General features: G+C 66.2%; 13 protein-coding genes, 1 tRNA gene and 1 pseudogene. 3 read left to right on the plus strand and 12 right to left on the minus strand.

Going from position 1 to position 19,364, the window contains the following annotated elements:
* Window positions 1-3: 3 nt before the first annotated feature.
* Window positions 4-1,299: an NCS2 family permease gene (locus N0B71_RS12820; RefSeq protein ID WP_045217177.1), complete on the minus strand. Its 1,296-nt coding sequence runs from the start codon at window positions 1,297-1,299 to the stop codon at window positions 4-6.
* A gap of 278 nt (window positions 1,300-1,577) precedes the next feature.
* On the opposite strand from N0B71_RS12820, the gene N0B71_RS12825 reads away from it, so the two are divergent.
* A complete protein-coding gene (locus tag N0B71_RS12825) occupies window positions 1,578-2,084 on the plus strand; it encodes a SecDF P1 head subdomain-containing protein (protein ID WP_259759240.1) in 507 nt (168 codons plus the stop codon).
* Between the two features lie 375 nt (window positions 2,085-2,459).
* Here N0B71_RS12825 and glyA read toward each other — a convergent pair whose 3' ends face one another.
* Window positions 2,460-3,713 carry a serine hydroxymethyltransferase gene (gene glyA / locus N0B71_RS12830; protein WP_259759241.1) on the minus strand — a complete coding sequence of 418 codons (1,254 nt, stop codon included), beginning with the start codon at window positions 3,711-3,713 and terminating at the stop codon, window positions 2,460-2,462.
* Between the two features lie 445 nt (window positions 3,714-4,158).
* Entirely contained in the window at window positions 4,159-8,361 is a 4,203-nt protein-coding gene (locus tag N0B71_RS12835; RefSeq protein WP_442964657.1) for an EAL domain-containing protein, read from the minus strand.
* A 396-nt stretch (window positions 8,362-8,757) separates the two neighbouring features.
* Between N0B71_RS12835 and ettA the strand changes: the two genes are divergently transcribed.
* Window positions 8,758-10,422 (plus strand): energy-dependent translational throttle protein EttA, encoded by a 1,665-nt coding sequence (ettA, locus tag N0B71_RS12840; RefSeq protein WP_259759242.1) that lies wholly within the window; start codon window positions 8,758-8,760, stop codon window positions 10,420-10,422.
* A 68-nt stretch (window positions 10,423-10,490) separates the two neighbouring features.
* Here ettA and N0B71_RS12845 read toward each other — a convergent pair whose 3' ends face one another.
* A complete protein-coding gene (locus N0B71_RS12845; RefSeq protein ID WP_259759243.1) occupies window positions 10,491-10,787 on the minus strand; it encodes a hypothetical protein in 297 nt (98 codons plus the stop codon).
* Window positions 10,788-11,006: 219 nt separating this feature from the next.
* Here N0B71_RS12845 and gdhA point away from each other — a divergent pair, with 219 nt between their 5' ends.
* Window positions 11,007-12,341: an NADP-specific glutamate dehydrogenase gene (gdhA, locus tag N0B71_RS12850; RefSeq protein WP_259759244.1), complete on the plus strand. Its 1,335-nt coding sequence runs from the start codon at window positions 11,007-11,009 to the stop codon at window positions 12,339-12,341.
* Window positions 12,342-12,504: 163 nt separating this feature from the next.
* Here the strand turns inward: gdhA and N0B71_RS12855 are convergent, their stop codons facing one another.
* From N0B71_RS12855 to N0B71_RS12890, 8 genes and pseudogenes are all read right to left on the minus strand, one after another.
* Complete coding sequence (locus N0B71_RS12855; protein WP_259759245.1) at window positions 12,505-13,539, minus strand: cytochrome-c peroxidase; 1,035 nt, start codon at window positions 13,537-13,539, stop codon at window positions 12,505-12,507.
* 124 nt (window positions 13,540-13,663) lie between these two features.
* Window positions 13,664-14,023, minus strand: a complete 360-nt coding sequence (locus N0B71_RS12860; RefSeq protein ID WP_259759246.1) for a hypothetical protein — start codon at window positions 14,021-14,023, stop codon at window positions 13,664-13,666.
* A 102-nt stretch (window positions 14,024-14,125) separates the two neighbouring features.
* Window positions 14,126-15,151: an RNA 3'-terminal phosphate cyclase gene (rtcA, locus tag N0B71_RS12865; protein ID WP_259759247.1), complete on the minus strand. Its 1,026-nt coding sequence runs from the start codon at window positions 15,149-15,151 to the stop codon at window positions 14,126-14,128.
* Window positions 15,148-15,948, minus strand: a complete 801-nt coding sequence (locus tag N0B71_RS12870; RefSeq protein ID WP_259759248.1) for a nucleotidyltransferase domain-containing protein — start codon at window positions 15,946-15,948, stop codon at window positions 15,148-15,150. The genes rtcA and N0B71_RS12870 overlap by 4 nt, the downstream gene beginning before the upstream one ends.
* Window positions 15,949-16,000: 52 nt before the next feature.
* The gene (locus N0B71_RS12875; RefSeq protein ID WP_259759249.1) at window positions 16,001-17,221 is read right to left on the minus strand and encodes an RtcB family protein; all 1,221 of its coding nucleotides are present in this window, start codon (window positions 17,219-17,221) and stop codon (window positions 16,001-16,003) included.
* Complete coding sequence (locus N0B71_RS12880) at window positions 17,218-17,616, minus strand: zinc-ribbon domain-containing protein (RefSeq protein ID WP_259759250.1); 399 nt, start codon at window positions 17,614-17,616, stop codon at window positions 17,218-17,220. The genes N0B71_RS12875 and N0B71_RS12880 overlap by 4 nt, the downstream gene beginning before the upstream one ends.
* Window positions 17,617-17,647: 31 nt before the next feature.
* A pseudogene (locus N0B71_RS12885) lies at window positions 17,648-18,790 on the minus strand (slipin family protein).
* 348 nt (window positions 18,791-19,138) lie between these two features.
* Window positions 19,139-19,211: transfer RNA gene (locus N0B71_RS12890), tRNA-OTHER, on the minus strand.
* Between the last annotated feature and the right edge of the window lie 153 nt (window positions 19,212-19,364).

The raw sequence follows: 19,364 nt of genomic DNA on the forward strand, positions 1-19,364 counted from the left end.
AGATCAAGCGTTGAACCAGCCCAGCTTGATCACGAACAGAATCGAGAGGATGACCAGCGCCGGGTTCAGCTCGCGGAAGCGGCCGGACAGGAGCTTGCAGGCGGTCCAGGTGATGAAGCCGAAGGCGATGCCGTTGGCGATGGAGAAGGTCAGCGGCATGGCCAGGGCGGTTACCACCACCGGGGCGGCGACGGTCAGGTCGTCCCAGTCGATCTCGGCCAGGCCCGAGGCCATCAGCACGGCGACGAAGAACAGCGCGGGCGCAGTGGCGAAGGCCGGCACGTTGCCCGCCAGCGGGGCGAAGAACAGCGCCAGCAGGAACAGCACGGCGACCACGATGGCGGTCAGGCCGGTGCGACCGCCCGCGGAAACGCCCGCCGCCGACTCGATGTAGCTGGTGGTGGTGGAGGTGCCCAGCAGGGAACCGACCATGGCGGCGGAGCTGTCGGCGATCAGCGCACGGCCCATCTTCGGCATGTGCCCGTCCTTGCCCATCAGGCCGGCGCGCTTGGCCACGCCGATCAGGGTGCCGGAGTTGTCGAACAGGTCGACGAAGAGGAAGGCGAAGATCACGCTGAACAGGCCGATATCCAGCGCCCCCTTGATATCCAGCTGCAGGAAGGTCGGCGCCAGCGACGGCGGCATCGACACCACGCCGCCGAACTGGGAGACGCCGATGGCGATGGAGATGAAGGTCACCACCAGGATGCCGATCATCACGGCGCCGGTCACACGGCGCGCTTCCAGGGCGACGATCAGGATGAAACCGAGGATCGCCAGCAGCGGCGCCGGCTTGGCCAGGTCGCCCATGCCCACCAGGGTGGCCTGGTTGGCGACGACGATGCCCGATTCCTTCAGCGCGATCAGCGCGAGGAACAGGCCGATGCCGGCGGCGATCGCCGAGCGCAGCGCCAGCGGGATGCTGTTGATGATCCACTCGCGGATGCGGAAGATCGAAATCACGAAGAACATGCACGCGGAGAGGAATACCGCACCGAGCGCCACCTGCCAGGTGTGGCCCATGTGCAGGACCACCGTGTAGGTGAAGAAGGCGTTCAGGCCCATGCCGGGCGCCAGGGCGATCGGGTAGTTGGCGATCAGGCCCATCACCGCCGAGCCGATGGCCGCGGCCAGGCAGGTGGCGACGAAGATCGCGCCCTTATCCATGCCGGTCTCGCCGAGGATGCTCGGGTTGACGAAGAGGATGTAGGCCATGGTCAGGAAGGTAGTGATACCCGCCAGGATCTCGGTGCGCACATTGGTGTTGTGTGCCTTGAGTTGGAACAGCTTTTCCAGCATGTTTGGCTCCCCGTGACGCGCTTGCGCCGTTATCGTTCTGGCCGGGAAAAGCAAGGTGCATGCCCAGGTGGGCCCTGCGCCTTTTCTTGTGACCGGCAAAAGGCGCGCATGATACCAGCTTGCCCTGAGCCGGAGAATTTCTGACCGGACCGCCAGCATCCGTTCGTCTGCAAGCTTAGTCGCGGGCGCCGACCAAGGGTGTGCAACTTGTGCGTTGGCGATGGTCTGACTCTGTATGACCCCGGCCTGACTGCGCCGCTCTGTCTGATTCCCCGTCGATGAAACGCTCTATTCCGATTCACGTCGCCTCATTTTTGGTCGCCGCCTTGTTGGGCGCCTGCGCCGGTGCGCCGCCGTCGGCGCCGCAGCACAGCTTCGACGTGCACGCCGTGGCCGAGAAGCCCACCGCCAGCACCCGCACGCTCGCCGATCCGCAGGGCAAGGCGGTGCTGGTGGCCACCCATCCCGCCTTGACCCAGCGCGACGTGCAGCGCGCCGAACTGGCCAGCGTAGCCGACGGCAAACCCGCCGTGCGCGTGCTGTTCACGCCCGAAGCCAGCCAGCGCCTGGCGACATTGACCCAAGAGGAGCAGGGCAAGGCCCTGGCGGTGGTCATCGACGGACAACTGCGCCTGCTGCCCAAGGTGACGCGGGTGGTGACCGACGGCCAGGTGATGCTCAAGGGCTTCGCCAGCCCGGCGGAGGCCCAGACACTGGTGCGCCGGCTCAACGAGCTGCGGGGTGCACCGGTACAGCCGGAGCAGAGGTCGGGCGGGCAGCCCTAGCTTCCCCATAAAAGGCAGAGCGGCTCTTCGTAGGAGCGAGCTTGCTCGCGAACCGCTCAACGGCGGTGCTGGGCTGGAATCCGTTCGCGAGCAAGCTCGCTCCTACCGGTTGGGTCGGCATGTGGGGAGAAACCAGGAGCAGGTTTTGCGTCGATGCCCTGGCGGCGGATAACGCTGGCGCGTTATGCGCCCTACGTACCTGCAAGGAACGTCTTTTGTAGGAGCGAGCTTGCTCGCGAACCGCATGACAAGGCGCTGACCTGGACACCGTTCGCGAGCAAGCTCGCTCCTACACGTCAGGCTTGAATGTTCAGGATAGCGCCCATGAAAAGCCCGGCATCTGCCGGGCTTTTCATGTCGCGTTCGCGGTTCGGCTTAGTTGCCGTACACCGGGAACTTGGCGCAGATGGCCTTGACCTTCTCGCGCACGCCGTCCACCACGGACTCGTCGCCCATGTTGGTCAGGATGTCGCAGATCCAGCCGGCCAGTTCGCGGCACTCGGCTTCCTTGAAGCCGCGGGTGGTCACGGCAGGGGTGCCGATGCGCAGGCCGGAGGTGACGAACGGCGAACGCGGGTCGTTCGGTACGCTGTTCTTGTTCACGGTGATGAAGGCACGACCCAGGGCGGCGTCGGCATCCTTACCGGTGATGTCCTGCTTGATCAGGGACAGCAGGAACAGGTGGTTCTGGGTACCGCCGGACACCACGTCGAAGCCGCGCTCGATGAACACGCTGGCCATGGCCTGGGCGTTCTTCAGGACCTGCTGCTGGTAGGCCTTGAACTCGGGCTGCAGGGCTTCCTTGAAGCACACGGCCTTGGCGGCGATCACGTGCTCCAGCGGGCCACCCTGGGCGCCCGGGAAGACGGCGGAGTTCAGCTTCTTCTCGATCTCTTCGTTCTTGCGAGCGAGGATCAGGCCGCCGCGCGGGCCGCGCAGGGTCTTGTGGGTGGTGGTGGTGACCACGTCGGCGAACGGCACCGGGTTCGGGTAGACGCCAGCGGCGACCAGACCGGCCACGTGGGCCATGTCGACGAACAGGTAGGCACCGACCTTGTCCGCGATGGCGCGGAAGCGGGCGAAGTCCAGGACCTGGGAGTAGGCGGAGAAGCCGGCGACGATCATCTTCGGCTTGTGCTCGACGGCCAGGCGCTCGACTTCGTCGTAGTCGATCAGGCCAGCGTCGGTGATGCCGTACTGCACGGCGTTGTACAGCTTGCCGGAGGAGGAGACGGAGGCGCCGTGGGTCAGGTGGCCGCCGTGGGCCAGGCTCATGCCCAGGATGGTGTCACCGGCCGACAGCAGGGCCAGGTAGACAGCGGCGTTGGCCTGGGAGCCGGCGTGCGGCTGGACGTTGGCGTAGTCGGCGCCGAACAGTTCCTTGGCGCGGTCGATGGCCAGTTGCTCGACGACGTCGACGTACTCGCAACCACCGTAGTAGCGCTTGCCCGGGTAGCCTTCGGCGTATTTGTTGGTCAGCACCGAACCCTGGGCTTCCATCACCGCCGGGCTGGTGTAGTTCTCGGAGGCGATGAGCTCGATGTGCTCTTCCTGGCGCTGGGCTTCCTGCTCCATCGCGGCGAAGAGTTCGGCATCGTAGCGGGCGAGGGTCAAATCACGGCTGAACATGGCGGTCCTCTTAAGGATCGGGTGCTGGGGAAAGGCGCGCATTCTAACCCAAGGCGCCGGTGCTGGCACATGAAAGGCGGTCATGTGGCTGACAAGCGGGGTTCAAGGCATCGAGGGGCGCGGATTGGCGAGCGGTTGGCACGCTGTGCCGGGCGTAGGAGCGGACTTCATCCGCGATCGATTCCCGGCGGCTTGGAGACGGCCGGTGGTACATCGCGGGCGGAGCCCGCTCCTACGAGATATATCGGTGCTCGGGTTGGCCCTCACCCTAACCCTCTCCCAGGGGGAGAGGGGACCGTTCGGCGCAGGATGAAGCCAATCTACCAGCCGGCAGGATCTGCCCCCTCTCCCTCCGGGAGAGGGCTGGGGTGAGGGGATGCATCGGCACGGATTCCCCGGAGGAAGACGGCTGCTGCTACGCACAGCCCGCCATCGAGCCGGGCGATCAGCCCAGCAGGAAGATGGCGTTGCTGGCGAACAGCGCGGCGAACTGGTCGGCCGGCACCGGGCGGCCGAAGAGGAAGCCTTGCACTTCGTCACAGCCGTGCTCGCGGAGGAATTCGAGCTGCTCGTGGCTCTCCACGCCCTCGGCGATCACCATCAGGTTCAGGCTGTGGGCCATGGCGATGATGGCGCGGGCGATCTGTGCGTCCTGCTCGCCGTGGGGCAGGCCGTCGACGAAGCTGCGGTCGATCTTCAGCACGTCGATGGGGAACTGCTTCAAATAGTTGAGCGACGAATAGCCGGTGCCGAAGTCGTCCACCGCAATCGCCAGGCCCAGGCGTTTAAGGCCCTGAAGGATCTGCATCGCCTGGGAAACGTCGCTCATCAGGATGCTTTCGGTCAGCTCCAGCTCCAGGCATGCCGGGGCGATGCCGGTGTCCGCGAGGATGCCGGCGATGCGTTCGCCCAACTGGCCGTCGGCGAACTGCCGGGCCGAGAGGTTCACGGAAATCTTCGGCACCCGCACCTTGTCGCGGTGCCAGGCACGCAGTTGCAGACAGGCCTGCTCCAGCAGCCAGTCGCCGACCTGGGCGACCAGGCCGAGCTCTTCCAGCACCGGCACGAACTCGGCCGGCGGGATCAGCCCGCGCTTGGGATGCTGCCAGCGCAGCAGCGCCTCGGCGCCGGTCAGGCGGCGGCCGTCACCGGTGAACTGCGGCTGGTAGTGGAGGATGAATTCTTCCTGCTCGATGGCGCGGCGCAGGTCGCTTTCCAGTTCCAGGCGCTCCAGGGCGCGGGCGTTCATCTCGGCCTGGTAGAACTGGAAGTTGTTCTTGCCCATTTCCTTGGCGTGGTACATCGCCGTGTCGGCGTTCTTCATCAATTGGCTGAGCTCGGCGCCGTCCTGCGGCGACAGCGCCACGCCGATGCTGGCGGTGACGAAGAACTCGCGGCCTTCCAGGGTGAAGGGGCGGGCGAGGCTGGAGAGGATCTGCTCGGCGACCTGGATCGCCTGTTTCAGCGCCTTCTCGCGGTCCTTCTGGCCGGGCAGCAGCAGGGTGAACTCGTCGCCGCCCATGCGCGCCACGGTGTCGTCGTCGCTGACGCACAGGCTCAGCCGCTCGGCCACTTCCTTGAGCATGCGATCGCCCGCGGCGTGGCCGAGGGAGTCGTTGATCGGCTTGAAGCGGTCGAGGTCGAGGAACATCAGCACCACCCACTGCTGGTGCCGTTCGGCCTGCAGCAGCGCGGTGTGCAGGCGGTCCTGGAACAGCGTGCGGTTGGGCAGGTGGGTCAGGGCGTCGTAGTAGGCCAGGCGGTGGATGCGCCGCTCGCTGGCCTTGCGCTCGCTGATGTCGCTGAAGAAGCAGACGAAGCTGACCAGGTCGCCTTCCTCGTCGTGCACCGCGGTGATGCCGACCCAGCTCGGGTACAGCTCGCCGTTCTTGCGCTTCTGCAGGATCTCGCCTTCCCAGCTGCCGCTCTTGAGCAGGCTTTCCATCACGTGCTTGAGCTGGTTGGCTTCCTGGCGGTCGGCGGTGAGCAGGCGCGGCAATTGGTCCAGCACTTCCTCGGCGGAGTAACCGGTGAGGCGGCTGAAGGAATCGTTGATCTGCACGATGTAGCCGGCCGGGTCGGTGACCATGATCGCCGCCGTGGAATGCTCGAATACCGTCGCCGCCATGCGCATCTCGCGTTCGGCGCGGCGTTGCTGGCTGACGTCGCGGGCGACGCCGAGCAGGCCTTCGAAGCGGCCATGGTCGTCCCACATCAGGGCGATGCGCAGCTCGACGGGAATCTTGTGGCCATCGGCGTGCAGGCAGTCGAGGCTGAACAGTTGCGGCTCGGCGTTCTCACGCAGTTCCGCCAGGCGCTTGGGCTCGCCGATGGCGGTGCGCACACGGTGCAGGAGTTCTTCCAGGCGTTCGAGCTGCGCCGGGTTGGCGGCCACCTGCTGGAAACCGTTGGCGAGCACCCATTCGGGGCTGTAGCCGAACACCTGCTGGATCGACGGGCTGATGTAGTTGAGCTTGACCTGGGCGTCGGTGGAGAGGATCACGTCGCTGATGCTCTCGGCGAGCATGCGGTAGCGGCGGCCGCTCTCGCGCAGGGAGTTGTGCGCCTCGACGGTGTCGGTGATGTCCTTGGCCACGCCGATCAGCCGCGCCACGCGGCCGCCCGCGTCGCGGGTGAAGGCCTGCTCGCGGATGTCGAACCAGTGCCAGCTGCCGTCGCGGTGGCGCCAGCGCAACTGGCTGTCCAGCAGCAGGCCGTCGCCCACCACCTGCTGCAGGTTGCGCACGCGCCAGTAGTATTCGACGTCGTCCGGGTGCAGCACCTTCTCCCAGAAACGCTCGCCCATCTCGCGCAGCTCGTCGCTGCTGTAGCCGAGCTGGTGGCCCAGGTTGTGGTTGCTGAAGATCACCCGGCGCGCCGCGATGTCGTGGATGTACAGGGTGTCGGGCACCGCGCGCACCGCGTCGGACCAGAACTTCTCACGCTCGATCAGCGACAGCTCGACCTGTTTGCGGCTGGTGATGTCCGACAAGCTGAGGGTGACGGCGTGGAAGTCCTGGATCATCTCCGGCACGCGCAGCTGCAGCCACAGGTGGCGCTGCTCGCCCTGGCGGGTATGGATGCAGGCTTCCAGCTCGACCATGCCGTGGCCGTGCAGCACGGCTTCGAGCACCTTGCTGCGCACGCCGTCCGGGCGCATGCCCGCACCGCCGACGAGGATCTGCCAGGCCTGTTCGGTGGTGCTCACGCCCATCAGGCGCTTGGCGACATTGTTGATCTCGGTGATGCGCACCTGGCGCAGCAGCCAGTGCAGGCGCTCGGGTTGTGTCGCCAGCCAGTCGTGCAGGTCGCTCTGGCGGCGCAGGTTGAGATCCACCAGGCTCTGGCGCAGGGCGGACAGGTCGAGCACGCAGAGCGCGACGCCGACGCCATCGAAGATGTCCTGGTAGCGCCGGCGGGTTTCCTCGAGGATGTGCAGCGCCTGCTGCTCCTCGGTGACGTCGCGCAGCACCCAGACCTGCCTGCCCTGGGGCAGGTTGCCGCGCAGCACCCAGCTGCGCTCCGCCGAGACGGGGCTGTCGTCCAGCGAGTGGTGGCTGACGGCGAACAGCCGGGCCTGGCCGCTGTCGTTCACGCGTACCAGCTCCGCGGTGCTGTCGGCCGAGGCGTCGGCATTGTTGAGCGCGCCGCCAAGGCCGGGCAGCAGTTCCAGCAGGTGATGATCGCCGGCCTTGTCGGCAGCGATGCCGAACAGTTGCTCGGCCTGGGGGTTGAGGTAGGCGAGGCGGCCGTCGGCGTGGGTCACCAGCACGCGCTCGTCGATGGCGCCCAGCGCTTGCGCGGCCTGGCGCAGCCCCTGCTGCGACTCCACGGTCAAGGCCCGCAGGTTCTGCTGTTCACGTTGCAGGCGCAGCAGGGCGGCGCCGGCGATACCGCCCAGCACCAACAGCAGCGCCAGTTCGCCGCCCAGGCGCGGCAGCAGCGTGGCGCGAACCTGGCGGTCGTCGAATTGCGGGTGCAACTGCCAGTCGGTGTTCGCAATGGCCAGGCCGTTCAGGCTCTGCGCCTGTTCCAGCGGCGAGGCGGCCGACAGCGGGCCGGGACGGTAGCCGCTGGAGCGGCCGAGGACCTTCTGCTGAACGTCGTCGACCAGGATCCAGGCCGGCGACTCGGGATGGATCTGCTTCGCCCAGCCCTGCCGGGCGACCTTCTCGTCGAGGCGAATGACGCTGTCGCCTTCACCTTCCTCGGTGGCCTTCAGCCAGACATAGAAGTGGCCGCCGTTGTCCTCGCTGAAGGCATAGTGGTAGCCCTGCTGCGCGCTGCGCTGGCGCAAGGCCCTGATGAACGCCGCATCCTTGATGCCGCTGGCGGTATCGCGAATGGGCCAGCCGTCGGCATCCAGGCGGACCAGGCTGTGGAAGGCCGGGTAGATGTGCCTGAGGCCGGCGATCAGCGGCGCGTGCACGTCGCCGGGTTCGCGGTCCTGCTCCTGCTGCAGCAGGGCTTGCGCCGCCACGGCCTTGAGCTCCAGGGTCAGGGCGATGCGCTGGGCCATCTGTTCGCCATGCAGCATGACCCGCTCACGCTCGAAGCGCTCCTGGCTGCGGAGCTCCTGGTGCAGTTGCCAGCCCAGCAGGCCGAGCATGAACAGCACCAGCAGCACCAGCGCGGTCCGGGTCGCCACGCGGCCAGGCCTGACCAGGGCGTCCCGAGGAGTGGGGGGAAAGATAGGCAAGGACTTAAGGACCTGGGGCGATACGGCTGAATTCGGCGCAGGCTAGGATGCCCGGAAAGCCGGCGAAGTGCCAGTATGGCCGACGAGCGTCGTTTGCCCTTCCTGGCTCATTCCGGTAGCTTTGCCGCACGCGCGCGTCTGAAATGCGGCGAAAGTGCGCTGCATAAAGTACATCCGCAGCGAGTCCTGCGCGAAGGGCCGTCCATCGGCCGTTTGCGCCCGCGGCCAGCCTGCTCCCGAGTGTTTGAGCGCTGCCGCTCCGGCCCACCGGGCCGGCGTTCCGGAACCTGCCGTCGTCCGTTCCGGCTATCCCGATCATCCATTCATCCCAGAAGTCAGGTATCCATGGCTCAATACGTCTACACCATGCACCGGGTCGGCAAGGTCGTGCCGCCCAAGCGTGAAATCCTCAAGGACATCTCCCTGTCGTTCTTCCCTGGCGCCAAGATCGGCGTGCTGGGCCTGAACGGCGCGGGTAAATCCACCCTGCTGCGCATCATGGCCGGCGTCGATACCGAGATCGAAGGTGAAGCCCGCCCGATGCCCGGCATCAACGTCGGTTACCTGCCGCAGGAGCCCAAGCTCGACCCGCAGGCCACCGTGCGCGAGATCGTCGAAGAGGCCGTCGGTCAGATCAAGGCAGCCCAGGCTCGCCTGGACGAGGTCTACGCCGCCTACGCCGAGCCGGACGCCGACTTCGACGCCCTGGCTGCCGAGCAGGCGAAGCTGGAGGCCATCCTCCAGGCTTCCGACGGCCACAACCTGGAGCGCCAGCTGGAAGTCGCCGCCGACGCCCTGCGCCTGCCGCCGTGGGACGCCAAGATTGAACACCTCTCCGGTGGCGAGAAGCGCCGTGTGGCGCTGTGCCGCCTGCTGCTGTCCGCGCCGGACATGCTGCTGCTCGACGAACCGACCAACCACCTGGACGCCGACTCCGTCGCCTGGCTGGAGCACTTCCTCCACGACTTCCCGGGCACCGTGGTGGCGATCACCCACGACCGCTACTTCCTCGACAACGTTGCCGGCTGGATCCTCGAACTCGACCGTGGCCACGGCATCCCGTTCGAAGGCAACTACTCCGGCTGGCTGGAATCCAAGGCCAACCGCCTGGCCCAGGAAGCCAAGCAGGAAGCCTCCCACGCCAAGGCCATGAAGGCCGAACTGGAGTGGGTACGCCAGGGCGCCAAGGGTCGCCAGGCCAAGTCCAAGGCCCGTCTGCAACGCTTCGAGGAACTGCAATCGCAGGAATTCCAGAAGCGCAGCGAGACCAACGAGATCTACATTCCGGCCGGCCCGCGCCTGGGCGACAAGGTCATCGAGCTGCACAACGTCACCAAGGGCTACGGCGAGCGCGTGCTGATCGACAACCTGTCGCTGAGCATTCCCAAGGGCGCCATCGTCGGCGTGATCGGCGGCAACGGCGCGGGTAAATCGACCCTGTTCCGCATGCTGACCGGCAAGGAGCAACCGGACTCGGGCACCATCGAGATCGGCGAAACCGTGCAGATCGCCAGCGTCGACCAGAGCCGCGAAATCCTCGAAGGCAACAAGACCGTGTGGGAGCAGGTTTCCGACGGCTTCGAGCAGATCAAGATCGGCAACTACGAAGTCCCGTCGCGCAGCTACGTCGGCCGCTTCAACTTCAAGGGCGGCGACCAGCAGAAGTTCGTCAAGGACCTCTCCGGTGGTGAGCGTGGCCGCCTGCACCTGGCCCTGACCCTGAAGCAGGGCGGCAACGTGCTGCTGCTCGACGAACCGTCCAACGACCTCGACGTGGAAACCCTGCGTGCGCTGGAAGAAGCGCTGCTGGACTTCCCCGGCGCCGCCATCGTGATTTCCCACGATCGCTGGTTCCTGGACCGCATCGCGACCCACATCCTCTCCTACGAGGACGACGGCAAGGTGGTCTTCTTCGAAGGCAACTACACCGAGTTCGAAGCCGACCGTAAGAAACGCCTGGGCGACGCGGCCTCGCAGCCGCACCGCGTGCGTTACAAGAAGCTGGCGTAAGCCGCTTCTGCAGGAAAACGGGGCCTTCGGGCCCCGTTTTCGTTTCTGCTGCGGCCTTTACGGCCGGCTCAGCGGCTGCGCTTGAGATCATCCAGCGCGCGGCGCTGTTCCTCCAGCTGGCGCTGCAGTGTGTCGATTTGCCGCGCCTGGTCCTGCAGGGTGCGTTGCTGGTCTTCCAGTTGGCGCGCCATGCGCTGCAGGTCGTCCGTGCTGAAGTTCGACTTGTGGATCACTTCGCTGTCGAATGTATCCGCCACCAGCAGCGCGCCAGACTCGGTGAAGTTGCCCAGTTTCATGGCCCCGAGAGCCGGCAGGGCGAGGCAGGCGGTGAGGGCGGCAAGGGCGACGAGGGGGCGGCTGGGCATGGTCATGATCCTGGAAGATGTGAGCGGATGGATGCAATGATCTATTGATTTTGTATACAGGAATCTGGTTTTCTGCCGCTCTGGCAGACGTGGGAATTATATTTTTTGCACCATAAAGATTCAGAAAAGCGTCACGCTGCACTATCTCAGTGCGGTGTGGGTTGCTAGAGTCTGCCGGCAAAAAAAGCGTTACATAACCAGAAAAGTACCGGTGTAGACATGATGCAATCCGTTGATTCGTTTCTCGAGCGCCTCAAGCGGCGCGACCCCGACCAGCCCGAATTCCACCAGGCGGTGGAAGAGGTGCTGCGCTCCCTGTGGCCCTTCCTCCAAGCCAACCCGCGTTACCTGCAGGCAGGCATCGTCGAGCGCATCGTCGAACCTGAACGCGCGATCCTGTTCCGCGTGCCGTGGATGGACGATGCCGGGCGAGTGCGGGTCAACCGGGGCTTCCGCATCCAGATGAGCAGCGCCATCGGCCCGTACAAGGGCGGCCTGCGCTTCCACCCCTCGGTGAACCTGGGCGTGCTGAAATTCCTCGCCTTCGAGCAGGTCTTCAAGAACTCCCTGACCTCGCTGCCCATGGGCGGCGGCAAGGGCGGTTCGGACTTCGACCCCAAGGGCAAGAGCGACCTCGAGGTCATGCGCTTCTGCCAGTCGTTCATGAGCGAGCTGTTCCGTCACGTCGGCGCGGACCTCGATGTGCCGGCCGGTGACATCGGCGTTGGCGCGCGCGAGATCGGCTACCTGTTCGGCCAGTACAAGCGCCTGTCCAACGAGTTCACCTCGGTGCTGACCGGCAAGGGCATGTCCTACGGCGGCAGCCTGATCCGCCCGGAAGCCACCGGCTACGGCTGCGTGTACTTCGCCCAGGAAATGCTCAAGGCCCGCGAAAGCGGCTTCGACGGCCAGCGCGTGGCCATCTCCGGCTCCGGCAACGTGGCGCAGTACGCCGCGCAGAAGGTCATGGAACTGGGGGGCAAGGTGATCTCGCTGTCCGATTCCGAGGGCACGCTGTTCTTCGAGGCCGGCCTGACCCTGGCGCAGTGGGACGAAATGATGGAGTTGAAGAACGTCCGTCGCGGTCGCCTCAGCGAGATGGCAGGCCCGGGCCTGCGCTTCCTGGCGGGCCAGCGCCCGTGGTCGCTGGCCTGCGACATCGCGCTGCCCTGCGCCACCCAGAACGAGCTGGATGCCGACGACGCGCGCACCCTGCTGGCCAACGGCTGCATCTGCGTGGCCGAAGGCGCGAACATGCCGTCGACGCTGGAGGCGGTGGATATCTTCCTCGAGGCCGGCATCCTCTACGCGCCGGGCAAGGCCTCCAACGCCGGCGGCGTCGCCACCAGCGGCCTGGAGATGAGCCAGAACGCCATGCGCCTGCTGTGGACCGCAGGTGAAGTGGACCAACGCCTGCACGGCATCATGCAGAACATCCACCATGCCTGCGTTGCCTATGGCGAGGAAAACGGCCGGATCAACTACGTGAAGGGCGCCAACATCGCCGGCTTCGTCAAGGTTGCCGACGCCATGCTGGCCCAGGGCGTGGTCTGATCGCTCCCCGGAAATGAAAGACGGGCCCGATGGGCCCGTTTTTCATGTCACCCGGCTTGGCGCGGGCTGCCCTTCGCAGGAGCGAGCCTGCTCGCGAACCCGCCCAACGCCGAAGTCGCCGGGAGGTTGTTTCGCGAGCAAGTGCGCTCCTACCTGCCCGCTATCAATCCACGGGTTTGGGCGTGGTCGCGGTGCTCGGCGGCAGCAGCGGGTATTCCACCGTGGGCTGCTTGCCGGTGACGGTCTTGAGGAAAGCGACGATATCGCCAACTTCTTCGTCGTTGAGCTGTTTGCCCAACTGCGCGTTGCCCATGATCTTCACCGCTTCGTCCAGGCTCCAGACCTGCCCGCTGTGGAAGTAGGGCGCGGTCAGCGCGACGTTTCGCAGGGGCGCGGCGCGGAAGACGTATTCGTCGTTCTCGGTCTTGGTCACTTCGAAGCGACCCTTGTCGCCGCTGGGCAGGATCTTGTCGTCGGGCTTCTTCACCAGGCCGAACGGGAAGTACGCCTGGCCACCCAGGTTCACGCCGTTGTGGCAGGCGATGCAGCCGGCGCTCATGAAGGTCTGCAGGCCCTTTTTCTCCTGCTCGTTCATCGCCTTGTCGTCGCCCTTGAGGTAGAGGTCGAAGCGCGAGTCCGGGGTGATCAGGGTCGACTCGAAGGCCTGAATGGCCCGCGCCATGTTGTCGAAGCTCACCGGTTGCGGGTCTTTCGGGAAGGCCTTGCCGAAGGCCGCGACATACTCGGGCATGCTCTGCAGGGTCAGCTCGACGTTCTTCGGCGTGTTGTGCATTTCCACCGGGTTCTGCACCGGACCCTTGGCCTGTTCTTCCAGGTCCTTGGCGCGGCCATCCCAGAACTGCGCGACGTTGAACACAGCGTTGAATACCGTGGGCGAGTTGCGCGCACCCTTCTGCCATTCGTGGCCGCTGGAGGTGGGCACGTTGTCGGCGCCGCCGGTGCCGATGTTGTGGCAGGTATTGCAGCTGATCACGTGGCTGGCGGACAGGCGCGGTTCGAAGAACAACTGCCGGCCCAGCGTCACCTGGTCAGGGTTCAGCGTGTCGCTGGGTTTCTCGGGGATGGGCTTGAAGATGCCATTGGCCTGGTCACGCAGGGCGTCGGCATTCGCGGCTGCCGATGCCGCGCCGAGGGCCAGCAGTAGGCTGCCCAGGGCGAGTTTTCTGAAGGGCTGCATGTGGGGTCTCCTTGTCTCAGGCTATTGGTTGTTGTCTGAGTTCAAGGAGAGGTCAGTGGGGCGGGGGAGGGCTTGATCGACGTCAAGCGCGGGACTTTGTCGGCCGCGCAATGATGCCGCAGTCTCAGTTGGCGCGCAGTGCGCGCGACAGGGCGCGGTCCTTTTCCTGTTCCCAGTCGCGGTCCCGGTCGCTGTTGCGCTGTTCCTCGTACTGCTGGCGTTCCTGGCTTACGCGCATGGCCTGGCATTGCTGGAAGCCGTCGTTCCAGCCCAGGGCATATCTGGGCTCGTCCAGGTAACGCGGCACGTTCTTGCGGAATTCGCCGCCGATGGCGCCGGCCGCCTGGCGACCGCTGCCGCAGCCGTCGTCATAGCCGTCGGCATAGGCGGGCGGGTAGCCCTGGGCAATCAGGCTTTCGTGGGTGGTTTCGCAGCCGGCGAGCAGCGCGGCGCAGAACAGGATGAGGGTGGCGCGGTGCGCCATGGGAGCTCCCGTGTACCGATAAGGCGGGCACACGCGCCGGCAGAGGAAGCGCCACTCGAGGTGGCATGGCGCGACTCTAGCCAGCGGCTGGTGAGAAAAGCGTCAAGCCGGCGTGATGCGGATGTGCTGGCCGCCGGCGTGACGCGCCTCGAATGCGATGCGCACCGGCAGGAAGGCTTCGATCACCGTGCGGTTGCTCAGCAGATGGTCGCTCGCCACCGGCGTGGTGAAGCTGCCGCCGCCGGCCAGGGCCAGGGGCAGCAGCAACTGGTCGGCCAGATGCTCCTCGACGCTCGTACCGCTGCGGCGCCAGTCATCGGCCTGGCGCAGCGCCTGGCTGGCGACGCGCTCGGCGCTGACCCCGGGCTGGCCGAAGGCGCAGAACGCCAGGGTCAACTGCTCGCACGCGATCTCCAGCAGCAAGGCGTTGCCCGGCCCCTGGTCTTCCGGCAGGCGGACGACCTGAACGGACGCCGCGCGCCAATCCTGGTGCCGCTTCACCTTCTCCAGCTCGCGATCCCCCACGTGACCGGGAATGGCCGCCAGCAGGGCGCGGGCTGAACGCGACAGAATCGCCCCCGCTTCCGGCAGATGCAGTGGCCGCAGCTCGCCGGGCGCGACGCGCACCCGCAGTTCACCTCCTCCGGCCGGCATGAAGCCATGGCGCAGCAGGTCGAAGTCGACCGTCGCGCCCATGCGCCGCAACAGCGGCAGCCAGCTGCGCTCGATGAAGTCCGCCGGCGGCGCCAACGGATTGTGCGTGCCCCCCGTGATCGCCAGGCTGCTCGGCCCATCGGCGAACAACAGGGCCGGCAGCAGCGTCTGCAACACCAGCACGGCGCTGCCCGCGCTGCCGATGGCGAAACGGTAGTCGCCACCGCGAACCGCACCGGGGCGGAAGGTCAGGCTGCGCGCGCCGAGCTCATCGCCCTGCACCGTCGCGCCGCAGACCTCCGCCGCCGCGCGCACGGCCGTCAGGTGCTGACGCAGCAGCCCCGGCCGCGAACGCCGGCCACGGATGTTGACGATGCGCAGCGCCTTGCCGGTGATCATCGACAGGCTCAGCGCACTGCGCAGGATCTGCCCGCCGCCGTCGGCGCCGTCGAGTTCGATCAGGTCCTTGTTCATCGGGCATACGTCCTCACCTGATCGCGCAGGAAGTGGTCCAGGCGCTGCGTGTCGCGGCAGCCGCCACAGGGTGCGCCGAGGTCTTCCGCGCGTTGCAGCTCTACCTCGATCAGCCGGTGCAGTGCCGGGCGCGCCGGGCCGTATTCCGCCTCCACCGCCTGGCGCTTGAGCGCCAGCAGTTCCTCGACTTCGGCACGCTGTGCGGCGTTGTCGAGGGTGGCCTCCATCAGCGTCTCGAAGACCATCGGCGGCATGCCGAGGTCCTGGTCGATCCAGCGCACGGCCAGCAGCGGGCGCAACACGTAGAGGTACTTCTTGTAGCGAACCTCCTCGCCCTGCAGATAGCCACGGAAGTTCTTCCTGGCCATCGACAGGTAATGCGCTCGCGCAGCGGCGGGGGAGTAGAAGTCCCGTGCCAGTTGGCGCAGTGCCTCGGCCGCCGCCGGTTCGCTGCGGTACACCAGCGGCGAGTCCAGCCATTCCAGCAGTGTCGGGTTGGACTTGCGCAGCAGCCTCAGGGTCTTGCGAAGTTCCCAGCCGCTGAGGTCCAGTTCGTCGGTCAGCGGGCGTTCCAGCACGTCGCGCGGTTCGTCCACGCGCAGGTACCACTCCGGTTGATGCACGTAGACGAAGCGCACATCGTAGTCGCTATCCGGCGAGGCGAAGCCCCTGGCGCGGCTGCCCGACTCGCACGCATAGAGCACCGTCACGCCGTGCTCCTGTTCCAGTCTTGCCAGTTCCTCCAGTACCCGTTCGCGCATGGCGGCGGGGAGGGGATGGCGTTCTTCCTTGTTCATGTTCCGTTTCCTTGTCTTGCTGTCGGCGCGGGCCCGTCCGGCCCGCGCCGTTCTATCCTTTCACGCACACCACCTGACGCAGGGTATGCAGCACTTCCACCAGCTCGCGCTGGGCGTCCATCACGGCGTCGATGTCCTTGTAGGCCATCGGGATCTCGTCGATCACATCCGCATCCTTGCGGCATTCGACGTGGGCGGTGGCGCGCACCTGGTCTTCGACGCTGAACAGCTTCTTCGCCTTCGTCCGGCTCATGGTGCGGCCGGCGCCGTGGCTGCACGAGCAGAACGCTTCCTCGTTGCCCAGTCCGCGGACGATGAAGCTCTTGGCGCCCATCGAACCCGGAATGATGCCGAGCTGGCCCTTCTGCGCGGACACCGCCCCCTTGCGCGTCACCAGCACTTCTTCGCCGAAGTGGCGCTCCTTCTGCACGTAGTTGTGGTGGCAGTTCACCGCTTCCAGGCTCGCTTCGAACGGCTTGCGAATGACCTGCCGCGCCGCGGCGATCACCGCGCGCATCATCAGTTCGCGGTTCTGCCGGGCGAAGTCCTGGGCCCAGCCCACGGCTTCCACATAGTCGTCGAAGTGCCGGCTGCCTTCCTCGAAGTAGGCCAGGTCACGGTCCGGCAGGTTGGCGATGTGCTGGCGCATATCGGCCTGGGCCAGTTCGATGAACAGGTTGCCGATGGCGTTACCCACGCCGCGCGATCCGCTGTGCAGCATGAACCAGACGCGGTTGGCCTCGTCCAGGCAGACCTCGATGAAGTGGTTGCCGGTGCCGAGGGTCCCCAGGTGCTTGCGGTTGTTGGTTTTCTCCAGCTTCGGGTACTTGTCGGTGATCACCTTGAAACGCCCCGCCAGCGCCTTCCATGCGTCATCGGCATGCCCGGGTACATCTTCCCAGGCGCCCTGGTCGCGGCGGCCGAAGGTCTTGCCGTGGGGCACGGCCTTTTCGATGGCGGTGCGCAGGCCGTGCAGGTTGTCCGGCAGGTCCGCGGCCACCAGCGAGGTGCGCGCGGCGATCATGCCGCAGCCGATATCCACACCCACGGCGGCCGGGATGATGGCGCCCTGGGTAGGGATCACGCTGCCGATGGTCGAGCCCTTGCCCAGGTGCACGTCCGGCATCACGGCCAGGTGCTTGAAGATGAAGGGCATCTTCGCGGTGTTCATCAGTTGCTGCTTCGCGTCGTCCTCCACCGGCACGCCCTGGGTCCAGAGCTTGATCGGTTTGCCGTTGGCGACTTCCAGCAGTTGGAAGGTTTGGGTGCTCATGTTTCGATGCTCTCTTGTTGCGTGGCGACCTGGCCGGCAGCGCGCTGCGCCCGGCCATCGCGAATGCGTTTGTTCAATCGACAGGCGCGGCAGCGTATCGCTGTGGAATACACCTGTCCCTGACAGTCTTCGTACCACCATTTCTGCTGCGCGGCGGTCCAGGTCTGCCGGACACCGCAGTCCCGGCAGGTGAACTCCTGGTCCTCGTACCAGCCACGGCGCACGAACAATGGGTCGCCGTAGCTGTTGTAGGGTGCCAGGTTCGAGGGCGTGACCGGGAAGCTGCCGGGCGGTCCGGGGCGGTGCCCGGGGCGCCTGGCCTGCTCGGCTTTCCATGCCTTGCGCCGTTCGCGCTTCTGGCGGATTTCCTGACGGCGCTGCTTGTTGCTCTTCACGTTGCCGACTCCTGCGCCGTGCAGGCCTTTGTCAGGCCTGCTTCAGCGTCACCAGTCCATTCAATACCTGATCCAGGCCGCCGAATACCGAGATACGGTCGATTCGTTCGGCGACCCGCTCCAGGGTCTCCAGTTCCTTCAGGCGCAGGGCGGTGGGGTTGTCCTCCATCACCTTGGCCGTGTTCAGCAGCGAGCGGGTCGCCGAGGTCTCTTCGCGACGGCGGATCACGTTCGCTTGCGCAGCCTTTTCCGCCTCCACCACCTGGGCGAGCAGGGTCTTCATCTCGCCGGGCAGGATGATGTCGCGCACACCCAGGCCGCTGATTTCGATGCCGGTGCCCGGCAGCCGCTCGTTGAGGTAGGCGCTGACCGAGTCGTCGATGAGCTGCTTGTTCTCCAGCAACTCGTCCAGCGAACGGGTGCCCACCGCCGCGCGCAGGCCGAACTGCAACTCGCGGTAAAGGTGCTCCAGTGGCTTGGACAGGCTGGAAAACGCCGTCAGCACATCGCTGTAACGCCAGTTGGCGGCCAGGTTCAGGCGCAGGCTCACCTTGTCACGGGTGAGGATTTCCTGGCCGCTGACTTCCAGCGCCTGGATCCGCGTATCGATCAGCTCCACGCTCACCTGGCGGTTGTAGCGCCAGAAGCCGTACTGGCCCGCCGGCAGCAACTCGACCACCGCACCGTCGACCTTCAGCACGCCGACCTGGTAGGCCGGCACCAGGGTCACCAGCAGCGCCTCGGCGCCGATCACGCTGCGGCCGCGCAGGTTGCCCTGCATCTGCTACAGCAACGCCGGAGCGACACGGTACTCCTGGCTCAGGTCGATGCGCTCCAGGCGCTGCTCGGTCTGGCCTTTCCAGTACAACCGGCGGCTGCCCGGCGCGAGGATTTCCGCCAGCACGCCGTCCTCGAAGCGCAGCCCGGCCTCGTTCTCGGCCAGGTCCATGCGGGTGAAATGGCGCTCGACCAGCGCCGGCTCGGACTGGCGCAGGTAGCCGGCCAGGCGGTGTTCGAACAGCGGGGTGTTCAGGCTGAAGGTTTCCACGCTCAGGCGGTTGTACAGGTCCAGGTGGCGGTAAATGCCCGGCTCGAGGATCGCCAGGAAATCGCCCTCGGAGTACAGCAGGCCGCGTTCGTTCTTCTTCACGGTAAAGCGCTTCAGCAGTTTCATCTTTTTCGTCCTTCTTCTGTTGTCCTGGGTGCCGGTGTCCGCCGGCCCGTCGGGTGGCGAGGCGGGGGCTCGCGAGAGCCAGGTGCTGCGGACTGCCTGTCCATTGCGCCGAATCCTTCGGCCAGCATCTGCCTTGTCGCGGGCCCGGTCCTCGCACCGGGCGGGTCGGCGGTGGCTTCGGGTCCCTGGCGTATCCGGCCTTCCTGGCCTCTTTGCGCCTGTCCCGTCGCCCACCGGCGGGGTGTTGCCTTCATGAGTAGCTGCCTTAACTGGGCAGTGTTCGAGCGGGAGTCGAACCCGCGACAGGCCATTTCTTGGATGGCTGCTCTACCGGACTGAGCTATCGAACGGCGCGGGCAGGATTCGAACCTGCGACGGCTCCAGCAACGTGGAGTGCTCTACCGGGCTGAGCTACCGCGCCATCGACCGTGACTGCTGCAGCGGCATGCCCGAAGCCGACACCAGGGGTGGGCTTGGGCACCGGCGGGGTTGGAACCCCTGCCCGTGGGCTGCATCAGCGATGCGGTCGAGGGAGATATAGCGAGGGGCGTGCCAGGTTGGCTTTCGATGGGTG

It is taken from the genome of Pseudomonas sp. GCEP-101 (assembly GCF_025133575.1).
GTDB classification, from domain to species: domain Bacteria; phylum Pseudomonadota; class Gammaproteobacteria; order Pseudomonadales; family Pseudomonadaceae; genus Pseudomonas; species Pseudomonas nitroreducens_B.